Raw genomic sequence first — 18,729 nt, forward strand, 5'->3', positions numbered from 1 at the left:
CCATTTTGTGCTTAGAAATATTTTTTCCTAAGTACAAAAATGACTTCTCTTTTTGATTTCTAACTCAATAATGATATTACAGTATTTTTATAACCAAAATCTAGAAAGAATCTAACATTATTTGTTTTAATAATTGAAAGTTAATTATTTAAATTTTACCAACTAAATCAGCACCAGGTTTCAGAGTTTTTTCACCGGGATGCCAGTTAGTAGGACAAACTTTATCACCATTCTCGGCAACAAATTGGGCTGCTTGTAAAGTTCTAAGTATTTCTTGAGCATTTCTACCAATACCCATGGCATTAACAGTATATGACTTAATAACGCCCTCAGGATTAACAATAAAGACGCCTCGATAGGCTTGACCACTCTCTTCATCCAAAATATTGAAGAAGTCAGTTAATTGATGTTTTTGATCAGATAACATTGGGTATTCAATCTTTCCAATGGTGTCAGTCGTCTCAGCCCATGACATGTGTGAAAATTGGCTATCAACGGAAACTGAATAAATTTCGGCATTAGCAGCCTTAAAATCCTTATAGGAATCTTGTAGGTCGCTTAATTCTGTAGGACAAACGAATGAAAAATCAGCTGGATAAAAGAAGATAACTGACCATTTACCTAGCAGATCAGACTTGCTTACTTCTTTCAGCTCGCCTGTTTGATATGCTTCTAACTTAAAGTCTGGTATTTCTTTATTAATATAGTTCATTTATTAGGCCTCCCTAAATTATGTCTTAATTATATTCTAATTGCTAATATTATGCGATTTGTTTGCACAACTCTATCATAACAAATTTTAAAAATTAGTGTAATTGTTGTTCCGCTTCCGGTTGAAGAGGATTTGGAAGCTGCTGTGAGGGCCGGCTCGAGCCAAAGTACGGTCTCGAACCTCGCTTTTAAGACGAAGACCACGTCTCAAAAGTCGCCCGTGGTGTAATGGCTAAAGCCATAACGCCACCTTCACTGCTGCTCCCAAATCCTCTTCAACCTCCAGCTAATCTTTTTGATCTAGTTTTTTTTACAATTTAATTTGGACGATTCCACAAAAAAATGAATACAAACCGCTCTAGAAATAGGTATCCTTCACTAAACTTTCATCCTTTAGTGATGTAATATAAAGAACGAATACATTATTTAATCTATTATCTAAAAGTTGAAAGGTAAAAAACTAATATAACCATTGTTGTTACTGGCATAGAGTTAATTTATTTAAATAATCAGGAGTTTTGTTTTATTATTCCTTTCAGTAAAAAAGCAACAAGTTGGAAGAGCTGAGAGTATTCATTTGCAGCGAAAGTGGCGTTAGGACTTTAGTCCTTACACCACCGGGCGAGTTGAAGACTCGCTGGTTTTTGCGAGGCTTCAACCGAGGTTCGAGACCGCCTTCTGGCTCGGGCCGTTCCGCGCAGCAATTGAATACTCTCAGCTCTGGAAACGGCATACTTAATTAAACTTTCAACTTTTAGTCTATTATAGATTATCGAAAACCCATTACTATTATATAGAAGGATTGATTTTATGACTTATGACGAACAAATCACCGCGATTAAGAAGTTCTCTTTTGAAAAAATGTCTGGAGATGCTACCGGACACAATTTTGACCACATCCAACGTGTTATCAAAACGTCCAAACGAATTTTACAGACTGAGAATGCTGATTCTCTAATTACTCTGGCATCCGCCTACTTGCATGATGTCGCTGATGACAAATTGGTTGATGATCCGGCGGCTTTGGAACAAGAAATCAAGGAATTTTTGACGAGTATCGATTTTAATAATGAGCAAATTGCTGAAGTTATCTATATCACACATAACTTATCCTTCAGCAAATCGCTATCGAAAAATCCTCCTAAATTATCTTTGGCTGGTCAGATTGTTCAAGACGCTGACCGCTTGGATGCGATTGGAGCAATTGGTATCACGCGCGCTGTCTATTATGGTGGCGCCCATTCTGAAACTATTTATGACCCGGATATTGAACCTAGACGACAGATGAATAAGGCACAATATCGTAATTTGAATAATGAAACAATTATCAATCACTTTTACGAGAAATTATTGAAATTAACTGCTATGATGAATACCCCTACTGCTAAGAAAATTGCTGAGCAACGGCACCAATATATGTTGGACTTTCTCGACGAATTCAAGGCTGAATGGGATGCAGAAAAATAACAAACGAGGGAGAAATTAATTTTGGTATCATATGAAGATCAAGATAAACAATACTATGAACATATTCTCAGAAACCTTAAGGACCGTGGTGTCGAATTAAAAGATATTGCGGAAATCGTCATTTTTTTGGAAAAAGATTACGTTGCTGGATTAAATGAGGAAGTTTCAATCTACGCAATTAACAAAGTCTTACACAAACGGGAAGCTCAAAATGCTATTATGACCGGAATTGAACTCGATGTTTTGGCTGAAAAGGGACTTTTGTCTGCCCCAATGCAACGTATTATGCAAACTGATGAATCGACTTATGGTATTGATGAAAACATGGCAATTACTTTGGCCAGTCTTTATGGTTCAGTTTCCGTCACCAACTATGGCTATGTCGATAAATTAAAACATGGAATCCTTGGTAAATTAAATGATAAATCTACTGGTAAAATAAATGTCTTTTTGGACGATTTAGTTGGTGCTATAGCAGCTGCAGCTTGTGGTTGGTTAGCACACAATGAACGTGAAGTTTCAAAAATGTTAGAAAATTAAACGAAGTTCCCAAAAACAAATAAGACAGGTGATCCCAAACAACGGATTACCTGTCTTATTTGTTTTTATACCCGAAAGTTGAACATCTCTTGTTCCACTCTCTTCCTATCATTAAACAACTATTAATAAACTAATATCAGTATGCTCAGATACATAACGTGTTACTGAACCTACAAAGACTCTGGTAAAGGCACTTGTTCCGGTCTTCCCCATGACAATTAAATCAATACCATTTGCTTTTGGAAAACGAACCAATTGCTCACGAGGCTCACCGTTCAATAAATTAACCTTTGCGGTTAACCCTGTAGCCTTTACAACATCATGAGCCTTTTTCAAATCTTTGTTGGCAGCTTTCTCCATATCTTCAATCAATCCTGGTGCATACGAAACACCAACATTTATCGGCAAATTCTCTGTATTAACGACCGATACCAAATAGAGTTCTGAGTCAAACTGCTTAGCCAAATCAATAGCTGAGTTTAATGCATTGTAAGCGCTTTGGCTACCATCGATAGCCACTAATATTTTTTTATACATAACAATTCCTCCTATTCGTATCCTTTACCTAAATTTTACCAAGTTACGGAAAAATATGTTAATATTTAGACAATTAATTAATAAAGTTTTGTTATACTAGCTGTGAATAGTAAATAATTTTTATAGGGGATTAGTTATTATGCAGACTAAACAGAAACTGGAGCTCATTGAACAAGAATGTCAAATTAGAAATGACTTGAACAAGATCCAATTCACCCACTACTTTACCAATCAATTCATGGAGAAAAACACCAAATTCTTTTGCATTGAAGAATTCTTCGAATCTGTGGGTGTTACAAGTCAAAATGCTTTAGAACGCCTGCCAATCGATGCTTGGGAAATTCATGTCCAAAAATCGACCATTTTTTCATCATGGCAAGAAATGCTCGACTGTGCTGGTCAAGAATATGCATTAGATAATTTTTATTAATTGTGAAGTAAATTACTCTGACACAAAAAAGCTCACCATCCTTAAGGTAAACAATTAAGGATAGTGAGTTTTTTTATAGCATACTAGTTCATATAACCAACATGCGCCATCGATGGAACTTCATCCCAAGCCACTGGATAGCCAGCTCCATGAGCACAGAAAACGGAATCTGGAGTATTTTCTAAGTCTGATACTGGATCATAATCCGTTGCAGATATTATTTCTTCAGCATTATGACATGGTCGATATCCGTCCACAATGCTTTCTAACTGACCTTGCCCGTGGGTATATGAATTAACCGTCTGAGCGTAGCCTTGCATTTCAGACACCGGGGCAAAGCCAGTGATAGTGGTCAAATTTAATCCAGCCTGTTCTCCAGAAATATTGGGAGCATCGAAAGCACCACTCATCTTCTGGATATCATTCATGCCCCGTCCGACCTGATCTTGGGTTACCTCTAATCTGAAACGGTACCAAGGTTCGAGTAATTGACAGTCATTATTCTGCTTTGAAATCATTAATCCTTGTCTCACAGCACGCCAGGTTGCTTCACGAAAATCACCACCAACTGAGTGAACGTTACTGGCACGGCCATTGATCAGCGTGATTTTCATATCCGTAATTGGAGACCCAGTTAAAACACCCAGATGTTCTTTCGACTTTAAATTCGTCAAAACTTGATGTTGCCAATTACTTGCCATGACATCCAAACTGCAATCAGTATCAAAAACTAATCCACTCCCCGCTGGTAAAGGTTGCATGAGTAGATGAACCTCTGAATAATGACGTAATGGTTCAAAATGGCCGACACCTTCAATATTTTGAGTAATTGTTTCCTTATAAAGGATGCTGCCTTCCCCAAAATCGACGTTTAAATTGAAGCGCTTTAACAATAATTGTTGTAAGATCTCCAACTGAACTTCACCCATAACTTGAATTCGAATTTCTTGTAAATGACTTGACCATGATACATGTAACTGTGGATCTTCATCTTCCAATTCGCGTAGAGCAGTTAAACAAGTATGAATATCATTTTCTTTAGGATTCAAGGCATAGTTTAATACCGGTTGAATCGTTGGTTTTAAACTATTCTGCGCTTGACCAAGTCCTAGGCCAGGATAAGTATCAGTTAGTCCTGTAATCGCACAGACCCCACCTGCTTTTATTTTTGGCTCGGTTGTAAATTTAGCACCATCGTAAATTCGAAGTTGATTGGCCTTTTGATTCTTAACTAAAACTGCTTTATTGGGCAGAACCCCACCTGTCACCCGCACCCAAGTCAATCGTTCACCTTTATCATCATGTGAAATTTTAAAAACTTTTGCCGCAAAATCCGCCTGATAACCCGGTTCAGTCGTCCAATGTTCCAGACCTGCTAGAAAATCATCGACACCTGCAACTTTCAGGGCTGAACCAAAGTAACATGGGAAAATTTGACGGCTTTTAATCATCTTTTGAATAGTTTCATCAGAGATTTTTCCTCCATCTAGAAACCTCTCCAGAACATCATCATCTTGCATGGCAATTTCTTCATAGGATTTTTCAATATCTGAACCATTAAAAACTACACATCCAGATGCAAGCTGTGTTTGTAATTGCTTGATAACTACAGTTTTATCAACATCATCTGCATCCATTTTATTCACAAAAATAAACGTCGGAACTTGATAATATTCCAACAAATGCCAAAGAGTTCTGGTATATCCTTGCACACCATCAGTTGCGGAAATAACTAAAATTGCATAATCCAGAACACTCATGACTTGCTCCGTCTGTGATGCAAAATCCACATGTCCCGGAGTATCCAATAAACTTAATTTTAAATCGTTATATTTAAGATTAGCCTGGTGGGAGAAAATTGTAATACCACGTTTCTTTTCCAATTCATCGGGATCTAAAAAAGCATCGCCTTTATCAACTCGACCCAATTTTCGCAGTTCGCCCGATCGGTAAAGCATTGCCTCAGAAAGTGTTGTTTTTCCAGCGTCAACGTGTGCTACAATCCCCGCTACGATTTGTTTCATAATGATCTCCCCTCCAGAATTAATTCACGCTAATTAGTTTATCACAGACAGCAGAATTCTATATTAAATGACAATTTAATTTGATATAATTAATTTTATAAAATATCTTTATAAGGGGATTTCATAATGAAAAAGGGAATTATTTCTAGTATTATTGCATCTGGTTTAATATTAATTGGCTCAATTTTTCCTGCCATTGCTCAAGCTAGCACAACCACCACTAGTAATATCGATATGAACGCAACCGGTGTCGTGACGACTAATAAAATGGCCTATCTCAATGGACTGCACGGAAATGTCTTTTTGAACATTACTGATCGTGGTTTAGCACCCAATACAGCTTGGTATTACAATCAAACAGTGATTGGCGCTGACGGATTGAAATACTATCGTGTAGCTACAAATGAATGGGTCGCATCGAATTATTTAGGTAAAGTGACTGTCAAAAATGCCACAGTCACAACACCAGTTAAAACTCCTAATGTAAACACAAGCAATGGGAAAATCGTCGGTAACTCGGATTCTAAAATTTATCATCTTCCCGGACAACAAAACTATAAGATCAATGTTAAAAACGTGGTCTACTTCAATACCGAACAAGATGCCATCAATGCTGGTTATCAAAAATCTAAGAAATAATGGTAATGAAGTAAAAATAACTCTAATTTAAATCCAATAAGACAGGCAATCTAGAACTTAGATCGCCTGTCTTATTTTTTGAACGTTTGAAAAATTAGCATCCTTGTACCGCCGTTTTTTATTGAAAATTAGCGATTAAATGGATCAGCCATAAATGTAGCGGGTAAAAAATATAAAATAGATATTTTAATTGCGCACCATACTTCCCAATTCTTCCGTTGTAAAAATGCAATATAGGAATAATCAAAATGAAGAAAATATTACTGGCATTCATTGCAATACCATCGAAAATCATTAGTGGACTGAGATCCGAACTTTGAAAAACTGTAGGCAGTTCAACCACAGCCATCAAAATAGCCAAGAATATATACCACAAGTCACGTTTTTTCACGTTCTTATATGTTAACTGTGTGATCAACATAAATGGTAAAATCACAAAACTGCCTTCAAAAATAGGTAGGCATCCAAGTATTAATACTATTATGGACAGAATTCTCAAGTTTCGACGTTTTTTCCCATCTTCTTGTCGATTATCCCATAACCAAATCACCAGTGCTCCAATTGCAAGGGTCAAAAATATATTGTCGCCCGTAATAGACATTAGATATTGCTTTCGTAAAACAAATAAATTCATTAGATAGTTGCCAAGAGCCATGAAAATTCCCCAACCAATTAAACGACCAACATAATTTCTACGGCTGTGGGTATAAAACATCCCTTCAACGACTAAATAGGCAAAACCAACTGCTACTACTCTCGTAATAATATGAAAGAAATCAGCTAAATATGGTGATATAAAAAATGTAATATGGTCTAAAACCATCAACCCCATTAAAATGATTTTAAACGTTTCTCGATTCATCGCCTTCGATGAATTATCAGGTGTGAATTGCTGCATATATTAATCTCTCCTTAAGGTATTATTCACATTATTAAGAAATTTTTTACAAATGTAAATATACCTAACATAACTGTTAGTGCTATATTACAAATTAGTAAGAAAAATAACGGAGTTGATTAAAAATGTCCAAATTCCACAAGTTTTTTCATTCAAATGGTTATTATGTCACAATTGCTCTTGCTGGACTGGCTTCATTGACTATTCTGGTACTGAGCTATATTCCTGGATTCAATGTTTCTCGAACACCTTACTTAGAGATTGATATTGCAACATTATTAATATTCTCATTCGATTATTTTGGACGCTTGTATTTAGCAAAAGATAAATCAAAGTTTTTCCGCCACAATATTGTCGATTTATTAGCAATCATGCCCTTTAATACGTTATTCAATGCCTTTAGAATTTTCCGAATCATCAACGTAATTCGCTTTACAAAAATTTTTACATTGGTTCGTTTTATTGGAACTGCTGGAAAAATGCAGAAGAATGCTAAGAAATTTCTCAAAATCAACGGGTTTATTTACCTGATAATCATCAGTGGAATTATTCTGGTCACAGCTGCAATTACTTACTCTTTGGCTGAAGGAGTGTCATTGAGTAATTCATTCTGGTGGGCAATCGTCACCGCATCAACAGTCGGTTATGGCGATGTGGCGCCCAAAACACTCGTTGGTCGTCTTGCTGCTATCTCGCTAATGATTATTGGTATCGGTTTCATTGGAACCTTAACCAGCACAATTACCAATTACGTAACCACTGAAAAAACCGCTAAGAATGAGGATAAACTTGATAAGATTCTTTTAAAATTAGATAAAATTGAGAAAGAAAATCGTAAATTAAGAAAAGATGTCATTGAATTAAAGGGTAAAGAATACCTTGATGACCGTCAAAACAAATAATTCTTTAACTACCTACGAAAAAATCCATTGCCCAATTGCAGTGGATTTTTATTGGTTTATCAGTGAATTTTCTTTAAACATTCAATAATTCGTCATATCAAATTCGAATGGCATCACTTGCCCCTTCTCGGCTATACTGTACTCAAATATTGAGGAGTGACCAATGAAAAAACAAATAATGCCACTATTAGGACTGCTTCTAACAATTATACCGATGAGCAATACTACAACAGTTAAAGCTGACACGAACCATGAGGTTAAGCTAGTTAAGGCCTATAATAAATTACGAAAAATTAATCAAAAATTAAGCCATCAACTATATGAACAACAGCAAATTGAAGCCAATGATTCAAATCATTGGTCCAAATTCGTGAAGAATATCAAGTTTCTTAATAACAATCAAGTTGAGGTTTACGTTACGTCTAGTTTTAAAAAATTAAAATCAACCCAACGTGAGAATATTGTTAATCAGGCCCAATTATTTACCTTGAGAATAGCAGACAGTTGGAAAAATTTTGATAAAACTACTTATATGGACGGACTGGCTACTATTATTTTCTGCGATGGTGGGTATGTGGGTAGATCAAAATATTTGGATAATAAGGAATTTACTTGGAATAAATAAGATATGCCGACTATTGGGCCGTTGATTTTTTAGCTAAGGTTATCCTCTTATTATTAAATTTATCAGTCTTTTATACTTGGACACATACATTTAGTAATACAGTAAGTTATTCTGTTTATCTTTCCTTGAGGAAAACCATAATCATAAATATCCCCTCTCTCCTAGATACAAGATGAAACACGACATCTTACAGTGATTTTGCTACAATCAATCCGACATTTTGGATAAAGTTTATACATTTTACACGTTCATTTTCTGATTTAAAGCCAGTTAAAACAGCACAGTCAAGAAAAACGTCATCTTTTACAAATCTGGCAATATCATGTTCTGCATTAGATAATTCACCAGTTTTATTGTATGTGATTCCGGAGAATGGAATTTCAGATATTAAACCAGGAAGCTTATCCTTATTCAACGAATGTCTTAGTGCCTCTTTTATCGTATAGCTAACCTTTGAATTGGAGTCAAATAACTCTCGCCAGGGTCTTATAAATTCGTTTAAATTTATTAAATTATCTTTTGGTGAACTCTCCATCATATATCTTTTAATTTCAACATTTGTATAATGACTTTCTGTCCAATTTGATAAATTATGTAATCCAAAATACTTGATAAGTTCATTAGTGGCCGTATTGTCCGAGGCATTTAGCATTAAATACATTAAGTCATGAACCTTCCACTTATGGTTCCATAGCCCTCGAATGACTCCAGCACCTCTTTCAATATTGTCAGGATCCACTAAAATCATTTGATCCATAAATGTGGAATCCCTTTTCTCATATTCCAATGCATACCTAGCAATGATTATTTTAATCAAACTAGCTGAGGGGAAAATTTTATCAGCATTATATTGATACAATATATTCTCGTGATTATCCGTAACCAGAACTGAACAATCTATACCTGCTGAATCAACTCTATAATCTAACTTATTTATAAGGTTATTCTTTAACAAAGTCCATCACTCCCAACGTCCATTTTGCATTGGTAATAATTCATCTTTTTTAAATTCAAGATTTTTATTATCGATCATAAAGATTGAATCAAGATCCGCGTATACAACATTAGAATGAGTCGAGGCAAAATCTACTGCCGCAGCAATGCTTATTGGAGATTCAATCATACAACCAATCATGCATTTGATTCCAAAGGCCTCGGCAATCTTATTAATACTTTCAGCTACACTAAGGCCACCAGTCTTCATCAGTTTTATATTAATTAGGTCGCAGGCATGTGCCTCAATTACATTTATGGCATCCTTCAATGAAAAAACACTCTCGTCGGCCATAATTGGATATGGTGAATTTTCAGTCACTTCTTTCATCCCGTATAAATCATATCTGGTTACAGGTTGCTCAATAAAATCAATTTTTATATTTTTACTTTTCCATTCATTCGCTGCTTCAATCGCTTCCTTGACTGTCCATCCTTGGTTAACATCAACACGAAAGGTAATATTATCAGTCAATGACTCAGATAAATTTTCAATTAATTTAACATCGTCATAATATTCACGTTCACCTACTTTTATCTTCAACGAAGTAAAACCTTGTTTGATTTTTTCCTTAGCATTTTTGATCATTTCCTGGTTCGAGCCAATGCTTATGGTGTAATCAGTTTTCACCGGTAAATTGTCTTTATCACCAAGCAACGTTGTTAATGATGTCTTAAATAATTGACTCCTTAAATCGAATAATGCAATTTCAAGAGCAGCTTTAGACGGATAATTTCCTTCAACAGAATTTTGTAATTCATCAATAAGATTATTCCAATTGTCTAATGAATTGCCCATGATCTTGGGACTTATTATATTTGTGATAATATCAAGCATACCTTTCAATGAGTCCCCCGTAACCATCTCATTAGGTGTACCTGAGCCAATAGCTGATAACCCATTATCCAAAATCACCTTTACCTTAACAGCTTGCACACTATCTACTTCATGTAACGCTGTAACAAAGGGCTTATTCAACTTTATTTTAATAAGACTGCAATCTATTTTGTCTATTGTATTCATTGTCCAATCACCTCCGGACGATTAAAAAACAAGCCAATAGCTAATCTTCTTGTATCTAACCACTTCTTATCTTGGCGATTCGGATAAACTCTATTAGTCAAGCATACAAACCCTCGTTTCTGTTCTAGATCCAAAGCAATTGAAGTTCCGGTAAATCCTGTATGCCACAGTTCTAAATGCTTAGGATTCCATTGTTTCCATCCCAATGTTCTCCCATCTTGATAATTCTTACTAAACAAATTAATTGTTTTAGAATCTAATATTCTTTTATGGTTAAACTCTCCATTGTGTAAGTACATTTGTACAAATTTATTCATATCATTAAGCGATGAAAATAAACCAGCATGACCACTAACTCCATTAAGTGAAAAAGCTTTATAATCACTAACTTCTCCTCTAAGTAATCCACCACGACTCTTCTGATATTCAGTTGGAACGATTAACTCTTTTGTTGTTGCGTTCGGCTTATATGTAGTATGAATCATGTCCATTGGCAAAAAAACGTTCTGTCTTAAGCTTTCGGAAAGATTTCCATCAATTATTTCTATAATAAAACCTAATAAAATATAACCAATATCGGAATATAGTATTTTTTTTCCAGATTCATTTATCAATTTACTATTTTTAATTGCACCTATTAATTGAGATTGATTCATATCATGTTTATTTTTTATATCAGCCGGTAATCCTGAGCTGTGCATCAACAACTCCTTAATCGTAACCTCTCCAAAAGTAGTATCTGGAATATATTTATCCAGGTGATCTGTCAATTTTATCTGTCCCTGTTCCACTAATTGTAAGATTCTAGTAGTCGTTCCTACTACTTTTGTTAAAGATGCTAAATCATATAACATCCCAGGTCTGAGAGGGGTTCGATTAGGCATATTTTCTTGATATCCAATATAATGGGTACTAATTTCATCTTCCGATAATAGAGAATAAGAAGCTCCTGGAATATTCATCTCTCTAACAGAATTTTTTATTAAATTATCAATAGCTTCATTGTTATCAATCAATTCTTGTCCCTTCTTATACAGAAAGAGCACTTCAATATGAAGTGCTCTTTTATTATGATTTATATTTTAAAATTCATTGTGATAACACTTAAAAATTAACGTTATTTTCTATTCTTCAAATTAAATCTAGATATGGAAAATTCTATCTGCATATTTATCTTCAAGAGCCTCATTGAACTCTGGACCACCATCAATATTTGCACTCTTATAAACTGGTGGATTATATCCTTTAGATACCATGGTTTGAATAGCTTCATAAATAACTTGTTGTAACAATAAATCCGCAGCGACTGATGATGTACCACAAACCTTGGAATCAAATCCATCAACAGTTAAGGCTGCATCGCCAAATACGGAATGATTATCGAGAACGACGTCACCATATTGATACAACAAAGTTCCTAGTGATGATCTTGATGTTGATTTTTTAGAAGACTCTAGCGCAGTAAGTACAATTATTTTAATGCCTCTCTTTTTTGCATATTCAGCCATTTCCAAAATTTCTGGATTACGTCCTGAATTTGAAATTAAAAAGAGAATATCATTTTTTCGTAAATCAACTCTGTGCATAAGAAGTGTACCAACTCCTTCACATTGTTCATAATCTCCACCAGCTGGATCTTGAATCACTTTAGATGGAATAAGACCACCAGCACGGCCACTAATCTCAACTGCTGCTGAGAATGAATGTCCACCACCATATGCTTGAGTAACTCCTCCATTCATAATTCCTTCTGCTACGATTTCAGCAGCTTTATGGATATTTTCAGCCTCGTCTTTTTCAAGTACTTTTGCTAATTTACTAATCTCATCAAAAAATTCCATAACTCTCTATCTCCCTAATTAGCCTAAAATTTTAAATGCTCCCAAAACAATTGATAAAACAAGAACGAATATAATCATCTTTGTTGAAGTTACGTTTTTCTTACCTAGAAGCCAATATACTAAGGCTACTAACAAAACTGGTACTAAACTTGGCATGATCTGATTAAGCATACTTTGCATCTTCAAAGTAACCTTACCTGATCTATAAACAAATGGAACATTTGCTTTTACAACTGTAGGGATCAAAGCTCCAACAACCGTAACACCCAATAAAATTGCAGAATTAGTAAGCATATTAAGTTTGTCACCAAACTCACCAACTAATTTAGCACCTTGAACATATCCTAATTTTAATAGTGGATAACGCATGAATAGCAATCCAATATTTACTGCCAACCATAGTAATGCGCCAAAGACATTACCTGACAAGGCCATATAAGCCCCAATTGATCCGAAAATAGTTGGAAGGATTACACCAAAGATAGTGTCACCAACACCTGCAAAAGGACCCATTAATCCTGTTTTTAATCCAATAACTGCCTCTTTGGAACTAATTCCTTTATCCTCTTCAATGGCCATATCCATACCAATTATCAATTGACCGATAAATGGATTTGTATTGAAAAATTGATTATGTGTTGCCATCATTGTCTTCAAATCATCAGGATCTTTATATAATCTTGTTAACTCGGGCAAAATAGCATATAGATATCCAGACGCCATCATACGTTCATAGTTCCAACCTATTTGACTTCCCCATAGCCATCTACGATTGGCTTGATGCAATTCTTTTACTTTTTGTTTATCAATCTTCGTATTCGTCGTCGTCATCGTCACTCACCCCATCAGAATTACTATTAGTTGCTGTTGCTAATTTTTGTTCATTTAATTTTTCGTTATTCTTATAGTATGCAATTGCCATAGCCAATCCAACTAAAGCAATACCTAACATTGGAACCTTAATATATGCAGCGAGAACAAAACCGATAATCAAATAATTAACATATTGTTTAGTTGGTAAGTATCTTAATAGAATCGCAATACCTACAACTGGTAAGACACCACCAGCAACACTAAGTCCGCTAGTTAACCACTTTGGCATATCTTTCAAAATAATTTGGATAACACTATTACCTAAAGTTAACATGATGAAAACTGGAATTGCTCTAGATAATGACCATGGAATACTACCATACAATATATTTCTCGATACTCCCGGAACATCGCCTTCAGCAATTTTTGAATCGACACGATGTTGAAAATAAGTATTGGTAAATCTAGCTAAAACATCCAATTGAACCATTAATAAACCAACCGGAACAGCCAATCCAATCGCAAAGCTCAATCCTTTACCCGAGGCTACAGCAAATGCTGTACCTACAATTGCCCCTGTCATAAAGTCTGGAACACTTGCACCACCATAAGTACCTACACCTAATACCATGAGTTGTAATGTACCGCCGACAGCTAGTCCAGTTTTAATATCACCCATGATAATCCCAGCAACGAGACCGACTAAGAGTGGATAATTACCAATCAATACAAGTGTCAATTGATCAATAATCATCCATCCTGCTAATACCGTAAGAACAAGAATTTGCCAAATTGCTATATGCATTTATTTTTCCTCCAATAACTTCATAAATTTTTGAGGATTTTCTGAAGGTACCATCTGTGCAATCAAAGAAACCCCATGTTCATTCAAATAATTAAAATCTTCGATATTTTCCGGAGTAACAGCAACTGATTTCTTTACTTGTTTTGACCCTTCCTTTGTAGACATATTTCCAACATTCACAGTTTCTAATGGGACACCATTCTCTACTAACATTTTTAAATATTTAGGTGTCTGGACAATCATAAATACACGTTGATCTGAATATTTGCTACTTAAAATTCTTTTTGCAGCACCTTCAGCTGTCAATATACTTAACCTAACCCCAGCAGGAACCGCTGTTTTTAATGCCATTTTTTGAATATCATCATGAACAATATCATCACCAACAATCATGATTCGACTTGCTCTTAAACTATTGGTCCACATTGTTGCAACCTGTCCATGAATCAATCTCTCATCTACACGAATATTAATAATTCCTAAATCTTGCATTTTGGACATTAGTCTTCCTCCTCTTCATCATTCCCATTTGATTCCTCAATAACAACTTTGCCTGAATAATCAAGCTTTGATTGAAATACAGAATCAATATTCTCACCCATTGCAAGAAATACCAGATCACTCAGTGAAGTTCCTGTATAGATGTCTTTAATACTATGTTTAGCCGATAACATAATGGCCGCATTATTAGGTGTTCCTGATTTAAGATCAGTTAGAATCGTTACGTCTTTATAATCTAACTTTTTATTTTTAATAATTTCTTCATAATCATGTTCAACACCTTGTATATTCTTTTCACCGTCAAATGCATACCCATAAAAATTATCGATTTTACCTGTAATCATTCCACAACTTTTTATTGCTTCAATTGCATATTCTCCATGAGAACTTACGATATAATTCAATAAAACTCACCCCCATATTTAACGTGTTAACGCGTTAACTCTTGATGGCTTTAATATAAACCATGGTTAGTCGAATTGCAAGCGTTATCATAAAATTCATTGACTTAACACGTTAATTCTCTTATTATTATGATAACAAGAAAAAGAAGGTGTTCATCATTCAATCAAAATATAAATTAATTACAGATGATTTGATAAAAAAAATTGCCACCGGCTTCTTTGAGAAGGGTGACAAATTTTATAGTGAAGCAGAAATAAGACAAGTCTATAATGTTAGCTCGACTACGGCAGTCAAAGTAATGGATAATTTAGTACGTCTTGGAAAAGTTGAAAGATTCCAAGGCAAAGGTACCTTTGTCAGTAAGAACAACACTAATGAATTACTAATGGTCTCAGACCTACCATTGAGAACTGAATTGGTCAAACGCATAGAAATACAATCTGTAAGCGAAGAATCAAATCCTAAAATATTAGATAAATTACATATCAAAGATTCTTATTACAAAATCACACGTATTTATCACATAGGAAATGATAGTATTTCCAATGTGAATTTTTCCTATATTCCTAAGGAATTTATAAAAGTTAATCATTTTAAAACTCCTGATGATTTTTCATCAATTTATAAACTCTATTTTGAAGATTTCAAAATCAACGCATATAATCTCCCATTTAAACAGGTCAATTCAATAAAGGTATTACCAAAAGATTTTTTAATTAAATCTTTCGATCCGGACGGGTATTTAAAATACTCATATTATCAAGAGAGAACCACATTTTTGCCAGATGGTAAGATATTGGAATTTATTTCCGATTATATGAATCCAGAGCTTTTCGCTCAAAGTTTAAGTCGAGACTCATTATAATTCGTCAAAAATACTTTCTATTACCCTTCTATGCTTTAACTATATATTTACAGATGGGGATGCATTAATTATGTTAAAAAAAGAAGAATTACTTCCTAGTATTAAAATTAAAAACTATGAAGATATGGGACTTGGACTTTTCATTCACTGGGGTCTTTATTCATTAAAGCAGCAAGGAGAGTGGACGGAGCTGATCCATAACCTCGATAAAAGAGAATATGAAAATACAATAAAAGATTTTGATGCTAAAAGTTTTGATGCTAAAAAAATAGTAAAAGCAGCTAAATCAATGGGTGCCAAGTATATTGTCTTAACGGCTAAACATCACGAAGGCTTTTTTCTCTATAATACACAAGGCTTAAGCTCTTTTGATATCACTCACGCACCAGCTAAGCGCGACCTGATAAAAGAATTTGTTGAAGCCTGTCGGGATGAAAATATTAAGCCTTTTATTTATATGGCAACATATGATTGGCATAATCCTGATTATGTTAAGAATTTCAAAAAATATCTTGAATACCTTAGAGAATCAGTAAAGATTCTTTGTACTAACTATGGGGAAATTAGTGGTTTTTGGTTTGATGGAAATTGGAATAAAAAGAACGCAGATTGGGAACTAGACAAGCTCTACAATATCATCAATTATTATCAACCAAATGCCATTATTATCAACAACACTGGCTTAAAAAAACAAGGAAAATTGGATAACCGCAATGTAGATGTACTTACCTACGAACGTGGCAACCCAAGTTATATCGATCACACGGGAAACGGTGAGAAATATGTCGCAGGTGAAATATCCCTTACTTTAAATAAACATTGGGGTGTTGCAAGTAATGATATTAATTACAAGTCTCCAAGTGAAATTATAACAACAATTGCCAAGTCTCGATGTCTGGGCAGTAATACCTTAATAAATATTGGATTAAATGGTGACGGGTCAATTCCCAATATTAGCTCAATGTATATGAATATCATTGGTAAGTGGATAAACGTATATGGTAATTCAATTTATAATGTCCGGCCGGTAAAAACTAAATCCAGCAAAGAAAATCTAGGATTGGTCCAAGATAATCAAGGTAACCTTTATGCTTTTATTAATGGTTTAACAAACGTAGGAAATGATAACGTTGTTTTGGGTGGTGAAGGCTCCCATTTAAAATCATTTACCAATATACACAAGCCTATTTCTTCGATAACTTGGATGGACGATAACGAGAAGTTAAAATTTATGCAAGATACCGAAACTGGAGCATTAACCTTTGATGCTTCAGGGTTTAATTATGGAACAAATTGGATCATAAGAGTCGCTAAAATACGTTTCAAATAATTTATTTAATTGAAATGTTATCCGTTTTATATGAAAAGGGGTCTATTTAAATGCAAGAAAATACAATATTAACTGTAGATGTTGGTGGAACTAAAATTCTTATAGGTGAAGTTAGTCCTTCAGGCGATGTATTGACTAAAATCAAGTGTCCTTCCGATATCTCTACCCAAGAAAATGCTATGAAACAAATATATCAAGTAATTGACGAATACTTAGAAAATCATCAAATAGGTAATATTATTGCTATTGGTATTGATATGGTTGGTAGGGTTAATAATCTTGATGGAATATGGTATGAAATTGATCCTGAAAATGCACAGGTTATCAATGTCTCAAAACTTATTAAAGAAAGATACCGACTTCCCTGTTTTATTATTAATGATTTAGCTGCTGCCACAGTTGCAGAAAAGGAATTAGGGATAGGGACAGAAACAAAGAACTTTATCTATTTAAGTATTGGTACTGGTATTGCTGGAAGAATCGTTTTTAACGGACAAATTATTCTTGGGAAAGATTATGATGCCGGTGAGTTTTGTCATATGGTGGTTGACTCAGGAAGCGATGTCCAATGTATTTGTGGACGCTACAGTTGTGTAGAACCACTCGCTTCAGGATTAGGGATGTCCAATAGAGCTCATGAATTAAAAAATAAGTACCAATCAATATTAGATATTCAAACTGGAAAACGTGTTAACGGTAAAGAATTATTCGATGCTTATGATTCTAATGATCCCCTTGCTTTAGCTGTTGTCTCCCAATCATTAAAGGCTACTGCAAACATGGTTATGAATTTAACAAAGGCTGTTAACCCTAGAGCAATTCGCTTTGGAGGAGGCGTCCTTACAGGAGGTTGGTATATAAAACACTTGCAGAGGTACTTAGACCCCACAACAATGCGTTTTGTTAAATATGGAGTTAAAAATTCAGATCTAGATGCTAATCTAATTGCTTTACAGGGTTGTGCCCTTCATGCAGCGCAACGTCTATAAATTTGAATCTTTTAAAACGAATGTAATTTACTATATGATTAAGAAAAGAAAAAGAACCCAATCGCCGGATGCAAATATTCCGACAATTGAGTTCTTTTAATTTCTATCCAAAAAAATCAATTAATTACTGAGAACTAAAACGCATTGAATCAGTAAATGAACAAATTTTTTAAAATTTTATATTTTTTCATGAAGGGTGTTTGATTTTAATAAAGAAGATATATTTTGATTAAAAGATAAGTAAATTCTTTCATTCACAATAACTTATTGTTTTCTAAATAGAAATTAATCCGCAAATTGCAAGAACAAGTTAGCCACTTTTTAAAATACTGATTCCAAGGGATTTTCAGTTACTGGAGTTAGGCAGATTGTGTTTATTTCATTACATTG

Annotated in this window: 20 protein-coding genes and 1 pseudogene; 9 read left to right on the forward strand and 12 right to left on the reverse strand. The window is 34.5% G+C overall.

What is annotated here, in order from left to right; translation table 11 throughout:
- Positions 1 to 148: 148 nt before the first annotated feature.
- Complete coding sequence (locus FFM71_RS10895; RefSeq protein ID WP_137612204.1) at positions 149 to 712, reverse strand: peroxiredoxin; 564 nt, start codon at positions 710 to 712, stop codon at positions 149 to 151.
- Between the two features lie 809 nt (positions 713 to 1,521).
- Here FFM71_RS10895 and FFM71_RS10900 point away from each other — a divergent pair.
- A complete protein-coding gene (locus FFM71_RS10900; protein ID WP_137612205.1) occupies positions 1,522 to 2,178 on the forward strand; it encodes an HD domain-containing protein in 657 nt (218 codons plus the stop codon).
- Positions 2,179 to 2,199: 21 nt separating this feature from the next.
- Positions 2,200 to 2,718 carry a phosphatidylglycerophosphatase A family protein gene (locus FFM71_RS10905; protein ID WP_137612206.1) on the forward strand — a complete coding sequence of 173 codons (519 nt, stop codon included), beginning with the start codon at positions 2,200 to 2,202 and terminating at the stop codon, positions 2,716 to 2,718.
- A 111-nt stretch (positions 2,719 to 2,829) separates the two neighbouring features.
- Here FFM71_RS10905 and FFM71_RS10910 read toward each other — a convergent pair whose 3' ends face one another.
- Positions 2,830 to 3,255: a universal stress protein gene (locus tag FFM71_RS10910; protein ID WP_137612207.1), complete on the reverse strand. Its 426-nt coding sequence runs from the start codon at positions 3,253 to 3,255 to the stop codon at positions 2,830 to 2,832.
- A gap of 139 nt (positions 3,256 to 3,394) precedes the next feature.
- Here FFM71_RS10910 and FFM71_RS10915 point away from each other — a divergent pair, with 139 nt between their 5' ends.
- On the forward strand, positions 3,395 to 3,685 hold the full coding sequence (locus tag FFM71_RS10915) for a hypothetical protein (RefSeq protein ID WP_137612208.1): 291 nt from the start codon (positions 3,395 to 3,397) through the stop codon (positions 3,683 to 3,685).
- 83 nt (positions 3,686 to 3,768) lie between these two features.
- On the opposite strand, the gene FFM71_RS10920 is transcribed toward FFM71_RS10915, so the two are convergent.
- On the reverse strand, positions 3,769 to 5,709 hold the full coding sequence (locus tag FFM71_RS10920) for an elongation factor G (RefSeq protein WP_137612209.1): 1,941 nt from the start codon (positions 5,707 to 5,709) through the stop codon (positions 3,769 to 3,771).
- Between the two features lie 492 nt (positions 5,710 to 6,201).
- Between FFM71_RS10920 and FFM71_RS13920 the strand changes: the two are divergent.
- Positions 6,202 to 6,348 (forward strand): annotated as a pseudogene (locus tag FFM71_RS13920) (sunset domain-containing protein); the annotation flags it as partial.
- Between the two features lie 118 nt (positions 6,349 to 6,466).
- Here the strand turns inward: FFM71_RS13920 and FFM71_RS10930 are convergent.
- Positions 6,467 to 7,246 carry a TraX family protein gene (locus FFM71_RS10930; protein ID WP_137612211.1) on the reverse strand — a complete coding sequence of 260 codons (780 nt, stop codon included), beginning with the start codon at positions 7,244 to 7,246 and terminating at the stop codon, positions 6,467 to 6,469.
- Positions 7,247 to 7,371: 125 nt separating this feature from the next.
- Here FFM71_RS10930 and FFM71_RS10935 point away from each other — a divergent pair, with 125 nt between their 5' ends.
- Together FFM71_RS10935 and FFM71_RS10940 are read left to right on the forward strand one after the other, a co-directional pair.
- The gene (locus FFM71_RS10935; RefSeq protein ID WP_137612212.1) at positions 7,372 to 8,148 is read left to right on the forward strand and encodes a potassium channel family protein; all 777 of its coding nucleotides are present in this window, start codon (positions 7,372 to 7,374) and stop codon (positions 8,146 to 8,148) included.
- 163 nt (positions 8,149 to 8,311) lie between these two features.
- Positions 8,312 to 8,773, forward strand: a complete 462-nt coding sequence (locus FFM71_RS10940) for a hypothetical protein (RefSeq protein WP_137612213.1) — start codon at positions 8,312 to 8,314, stop codon at positions 8,771 to 8,773.
- Positions 8,774 to 8,960: 187 nt separating this feature from the next.
- On the opposite strand, the gene FFM71_RS10945 is transcribed toward FFM71_RS10940, so the two are convergent.
- The 8 genes from FFM71_RS10945 to FFM71_RS10980 form a co-directional block, all read right to left on the reverse strand.
- On the reverse strand, positions 8,961 to 9,728 hold the full coding sequence (locus FFM71_RS10945) for a serine hydrolase (protein WP_137612214.1): 768 nt from the start codon (positions 9,726 to 9,728) through the stop codon (positions 8,961 to 8,963).
- Between the two features lie 6 nt (positions 9,729 to 9,734).
- A complete protein-coding gene (locus FFM71_RS10950) occupies positions 9,735 to 10,790 on the reverse strand; it encodes a dipeptide epimerase (protein ID WP_137612215.1) in 1,056 nt (351 codons plus the stop codon).
- Positions 10,787 to 11,806, reverse strand: coding sequence for a serine hydrolase domain-containing protein (locus FFM71_RS10955; protein WP_137612216.1), 1,020 nt, complete (start codon positions 11,804 to 11,806; stop codon positions 10,787 to 10,789). Before FFM71_RS10955 ends, FFM71_RS10950 begins: the two co-directional genes overlap by 4 nt.
- A gap of 126 nt (positions 11,807 to 11,932) precedes the next feature.
- On the reverse strand, positions 11,933 to 12,631 hold the full coding sequence (locus FFM71_RS10960) for an SIS domain-containing protein (protein ID WP_137612217.1): 699 nt from the start codon (positions 12,629 to 12,631) through the stop codon (positions 11,933 to 11,935).
- 18 nt (positions 12,632 to 12,649) lie between these two features.
- Positions 12,650 to 13,462, reverse strand: a complete 813-nt coding sequence (locus FFM71_RS10965) for a PTS system mannose/fructose/sorbose family transporter subunit IID (RefSeq protein ID WP_137612218.1) — start codon at positions 13,460 to 13,462, stop codon at positions 12,650 to 12,652.
- Positions 13,437 to 14,249, reverse strand: a complete 813-nt coding sequence (locus FFM71_RS10970) for a PTS mannose/fructose/sorbose/N-acetylgalactosamine transporter subunit IIC (protein WP_137612219.1) — start codon at positions 14,247 to 14,249, stop codon at positions 13,437 to 13,439. The genes FFM71_RS10965 and FFM71_RS10970 overlap by 26 nt, the downstream gene beginning before the upstream one ends.
- On the reverse strand, positions 14,250 to 14,750 hold the full coding sequence (locus FFM71_RS10975) for a PTS sugar transporter subunit IIB (RefSeq protein ID WP_223876533.1): 501 nt from the start codon (positions 14,748 to 14,750) through the stop codon (positions 14,250 to 14,252).
- Positions 14,750 to 15,154 carry a PTS sugar transporter subunit IIA domain-containing protein gene (locus FFM71_RS10980; RefSeq protein WP_137612220.1) on the reverse strand — a complete coding sequence of 135 codons (405 nt, stop codon included), beginning with the start codon at positions 15,152 to 15,154 and terminating at the stop codon, positions 14,750 to 14,752. Before FFM71_RS10980 ends, FFM71_RS10975 begins: the two co-directional genes overlap by 1 nt.
- A gap of 149 nt (positions 15,155 to 15,303) precedes the next feature.
- Here FFM71_RS10980 and FFM71_RS10985 point away from each other — a divergent pair, with 149 nt between their 5' ends.
- The 3 genes from FFM71_RS10985 (at position 15,304) to FFM71_RS10995 (ending at position 18,339) form a co-directional block, all read left to right on the forward strand.
- Positions 15,304 to 16,020, forward strand: coding sequence for a GntR family transcriptional regulator (locus tag FFM71_RS10985; RefSeq protein WP_137612221.1), 717 nt, complete (start codon positions 15,304 to 15,306; stop codon positions 16,018 to 16,020).
- A gap of 70 nt (positions 16,021 to 16,090) precedes the next feature.
- Complete coding sequence (locus FFM71_RS10990; RefSeq protein WP_137612222.1) at positions 16,091 to 17,350, forward strand: alpha-L-fucosidase; 1,260 nt, start codon at positions 16,091 to 16,093, stop codon at positions 17,348 to 17,350.
- Between the two features lie 50 nt (positions 17,351 to 17,400).
- Positions 17,401 to 18,339: an ROK family protein gene (locus FFM71_RS10995; RefSeq protein WP_137612223.1), complete on the forward strand. Its 939-nt coding sequence runs from the start codon at positions 17,401 to 17,403 to the stop codon at positions 18,337 to 18,339.
- The last annotated feature ends 390 nt before the right edge of the window (positions 18,340 to 18,729 follow it).

Source organism: Companilactobacillus huachuanensis (assembly GCF_005404815.1).
Taxonomy (GTDB): domain Bacteria; phylum Bacillota; class Bacilli; order Lactobacillales; family Lactobacillaceae; genus Companilactobacillus; species Companilactobacillus huachuanensis.

What these genes read in the sequence shown, in the direction of transcription:
- FFM71_RS10975 (WP_223876533.1), bottom strand. Translation starts at nt 14,750, where the DNA reads ATGTCCAAAATGCAAGATTTAGGAATTATTAATATTCGTGTAGATGAG.
- FFM71_RS10930 (WP_137612211.1), bottom strand. Translation starts at nt 7,246, where the DNA reads ATGCAGCAATTCACACCTGATAATTCATCGAAGGCGATGAATCGAGAA.
- FFM71_RS10935 (WP_137612212.1), top strand. Translation starts at nt 7,372, where the DNA reads ATGTCCAAATTCCACAAGTTTTTTCATTCAAATGGTTATTATGTCACA.
- FFM71_RS10965 (WP_137612218.1), bottom strand. Translation starts at nt 13,462, where the DNA reads ATGACGACGACGAATACGAAGATTGATAAACAAAAAGTAAAAGAATTG.
- FFM71_RS10960 (WP_137612217.1), bottom strand. Translation starts at nt 12,631, where the DNA reads ATGGAATTTTTTGATGAGATTAGTAAATTAGCAAAAGTACTTGAAAAA.
- FFM71_RS10950 (WP_137612215.1), bottom strand. Translation starts at nt 10,790, where the DNA reads ATGAATACAATAGACAAAATAGATTGCAGTCTTATTAAAATAAAGTTG.
- FFM71_RS10970 (WP_137612219.1), bottom strand. Translation starts at nt 14,249, where the DNA reads ATGCATATAGCAATTTGGCAAATTCTTGTTCTTACGGTATTAGCAGGA.
- FFM71_RS10910 (WP_137612207.1), bottom strand. Translation starts at nt 3,255, where the DNA reads ATGTATAAAAAAATATTAGTGGCTATCGATGGTAGCCAAAGCGCTTAC.
- FFM71_RS10895 (WP_137612204.1), bottom strand. Translation starts at nt 712, where the DNA reads ATGAACTATATTAATAAAGAAATACCAGACTTTAAGTTAGAAGCATAT.
- FFM71_RS10920 (WP_137612209.1), bottom strand. Translation starts at nt 5,709, where the DNA reads ATGAAACAAATCGTAGCGGGGATTGTAGCACACGTTGACGCTGGAAAA.
- FFM71_RS10900 (WP_137612205.1), top strand. Translation starts at nt 1,522, where the DNA reads ATGACTTATGACGAACAAATCACCGCGATTAAGAAGTTCTCTTTTGAA.
- FFM71_RS10995 (WP_137612223.1), top strand. Translation starts at nt 17,401, where the DNA reads ATGCAAGAAAATACAATATTAACTGTAGATGTTGGTGGAACTAAAATT.
- FFM71_RS10990 (WP_137612222.1), top strand. Translation starts at nt 16,091, where the DNA reads ATGTTAAAAAAAGAAGAATTACTTCCTAGTATTAAAATTAAAAACTAT.
- FFM71_RS10915 (WP_137612208.1), top strand. Translation starts at nt 3,395, where the DNA reads ATGCAGACTAAACAGAAACTGGAGCTCATTGAACAAGAATGTCAAATT.
- FFM71_RS10940 (WP_137612213.1), top strand. Translation starts at nt 8,312, where the DNA reads ATGAAAAAACAAATAATGCCACTATTAGGACTGCTTCTAACAATTATA.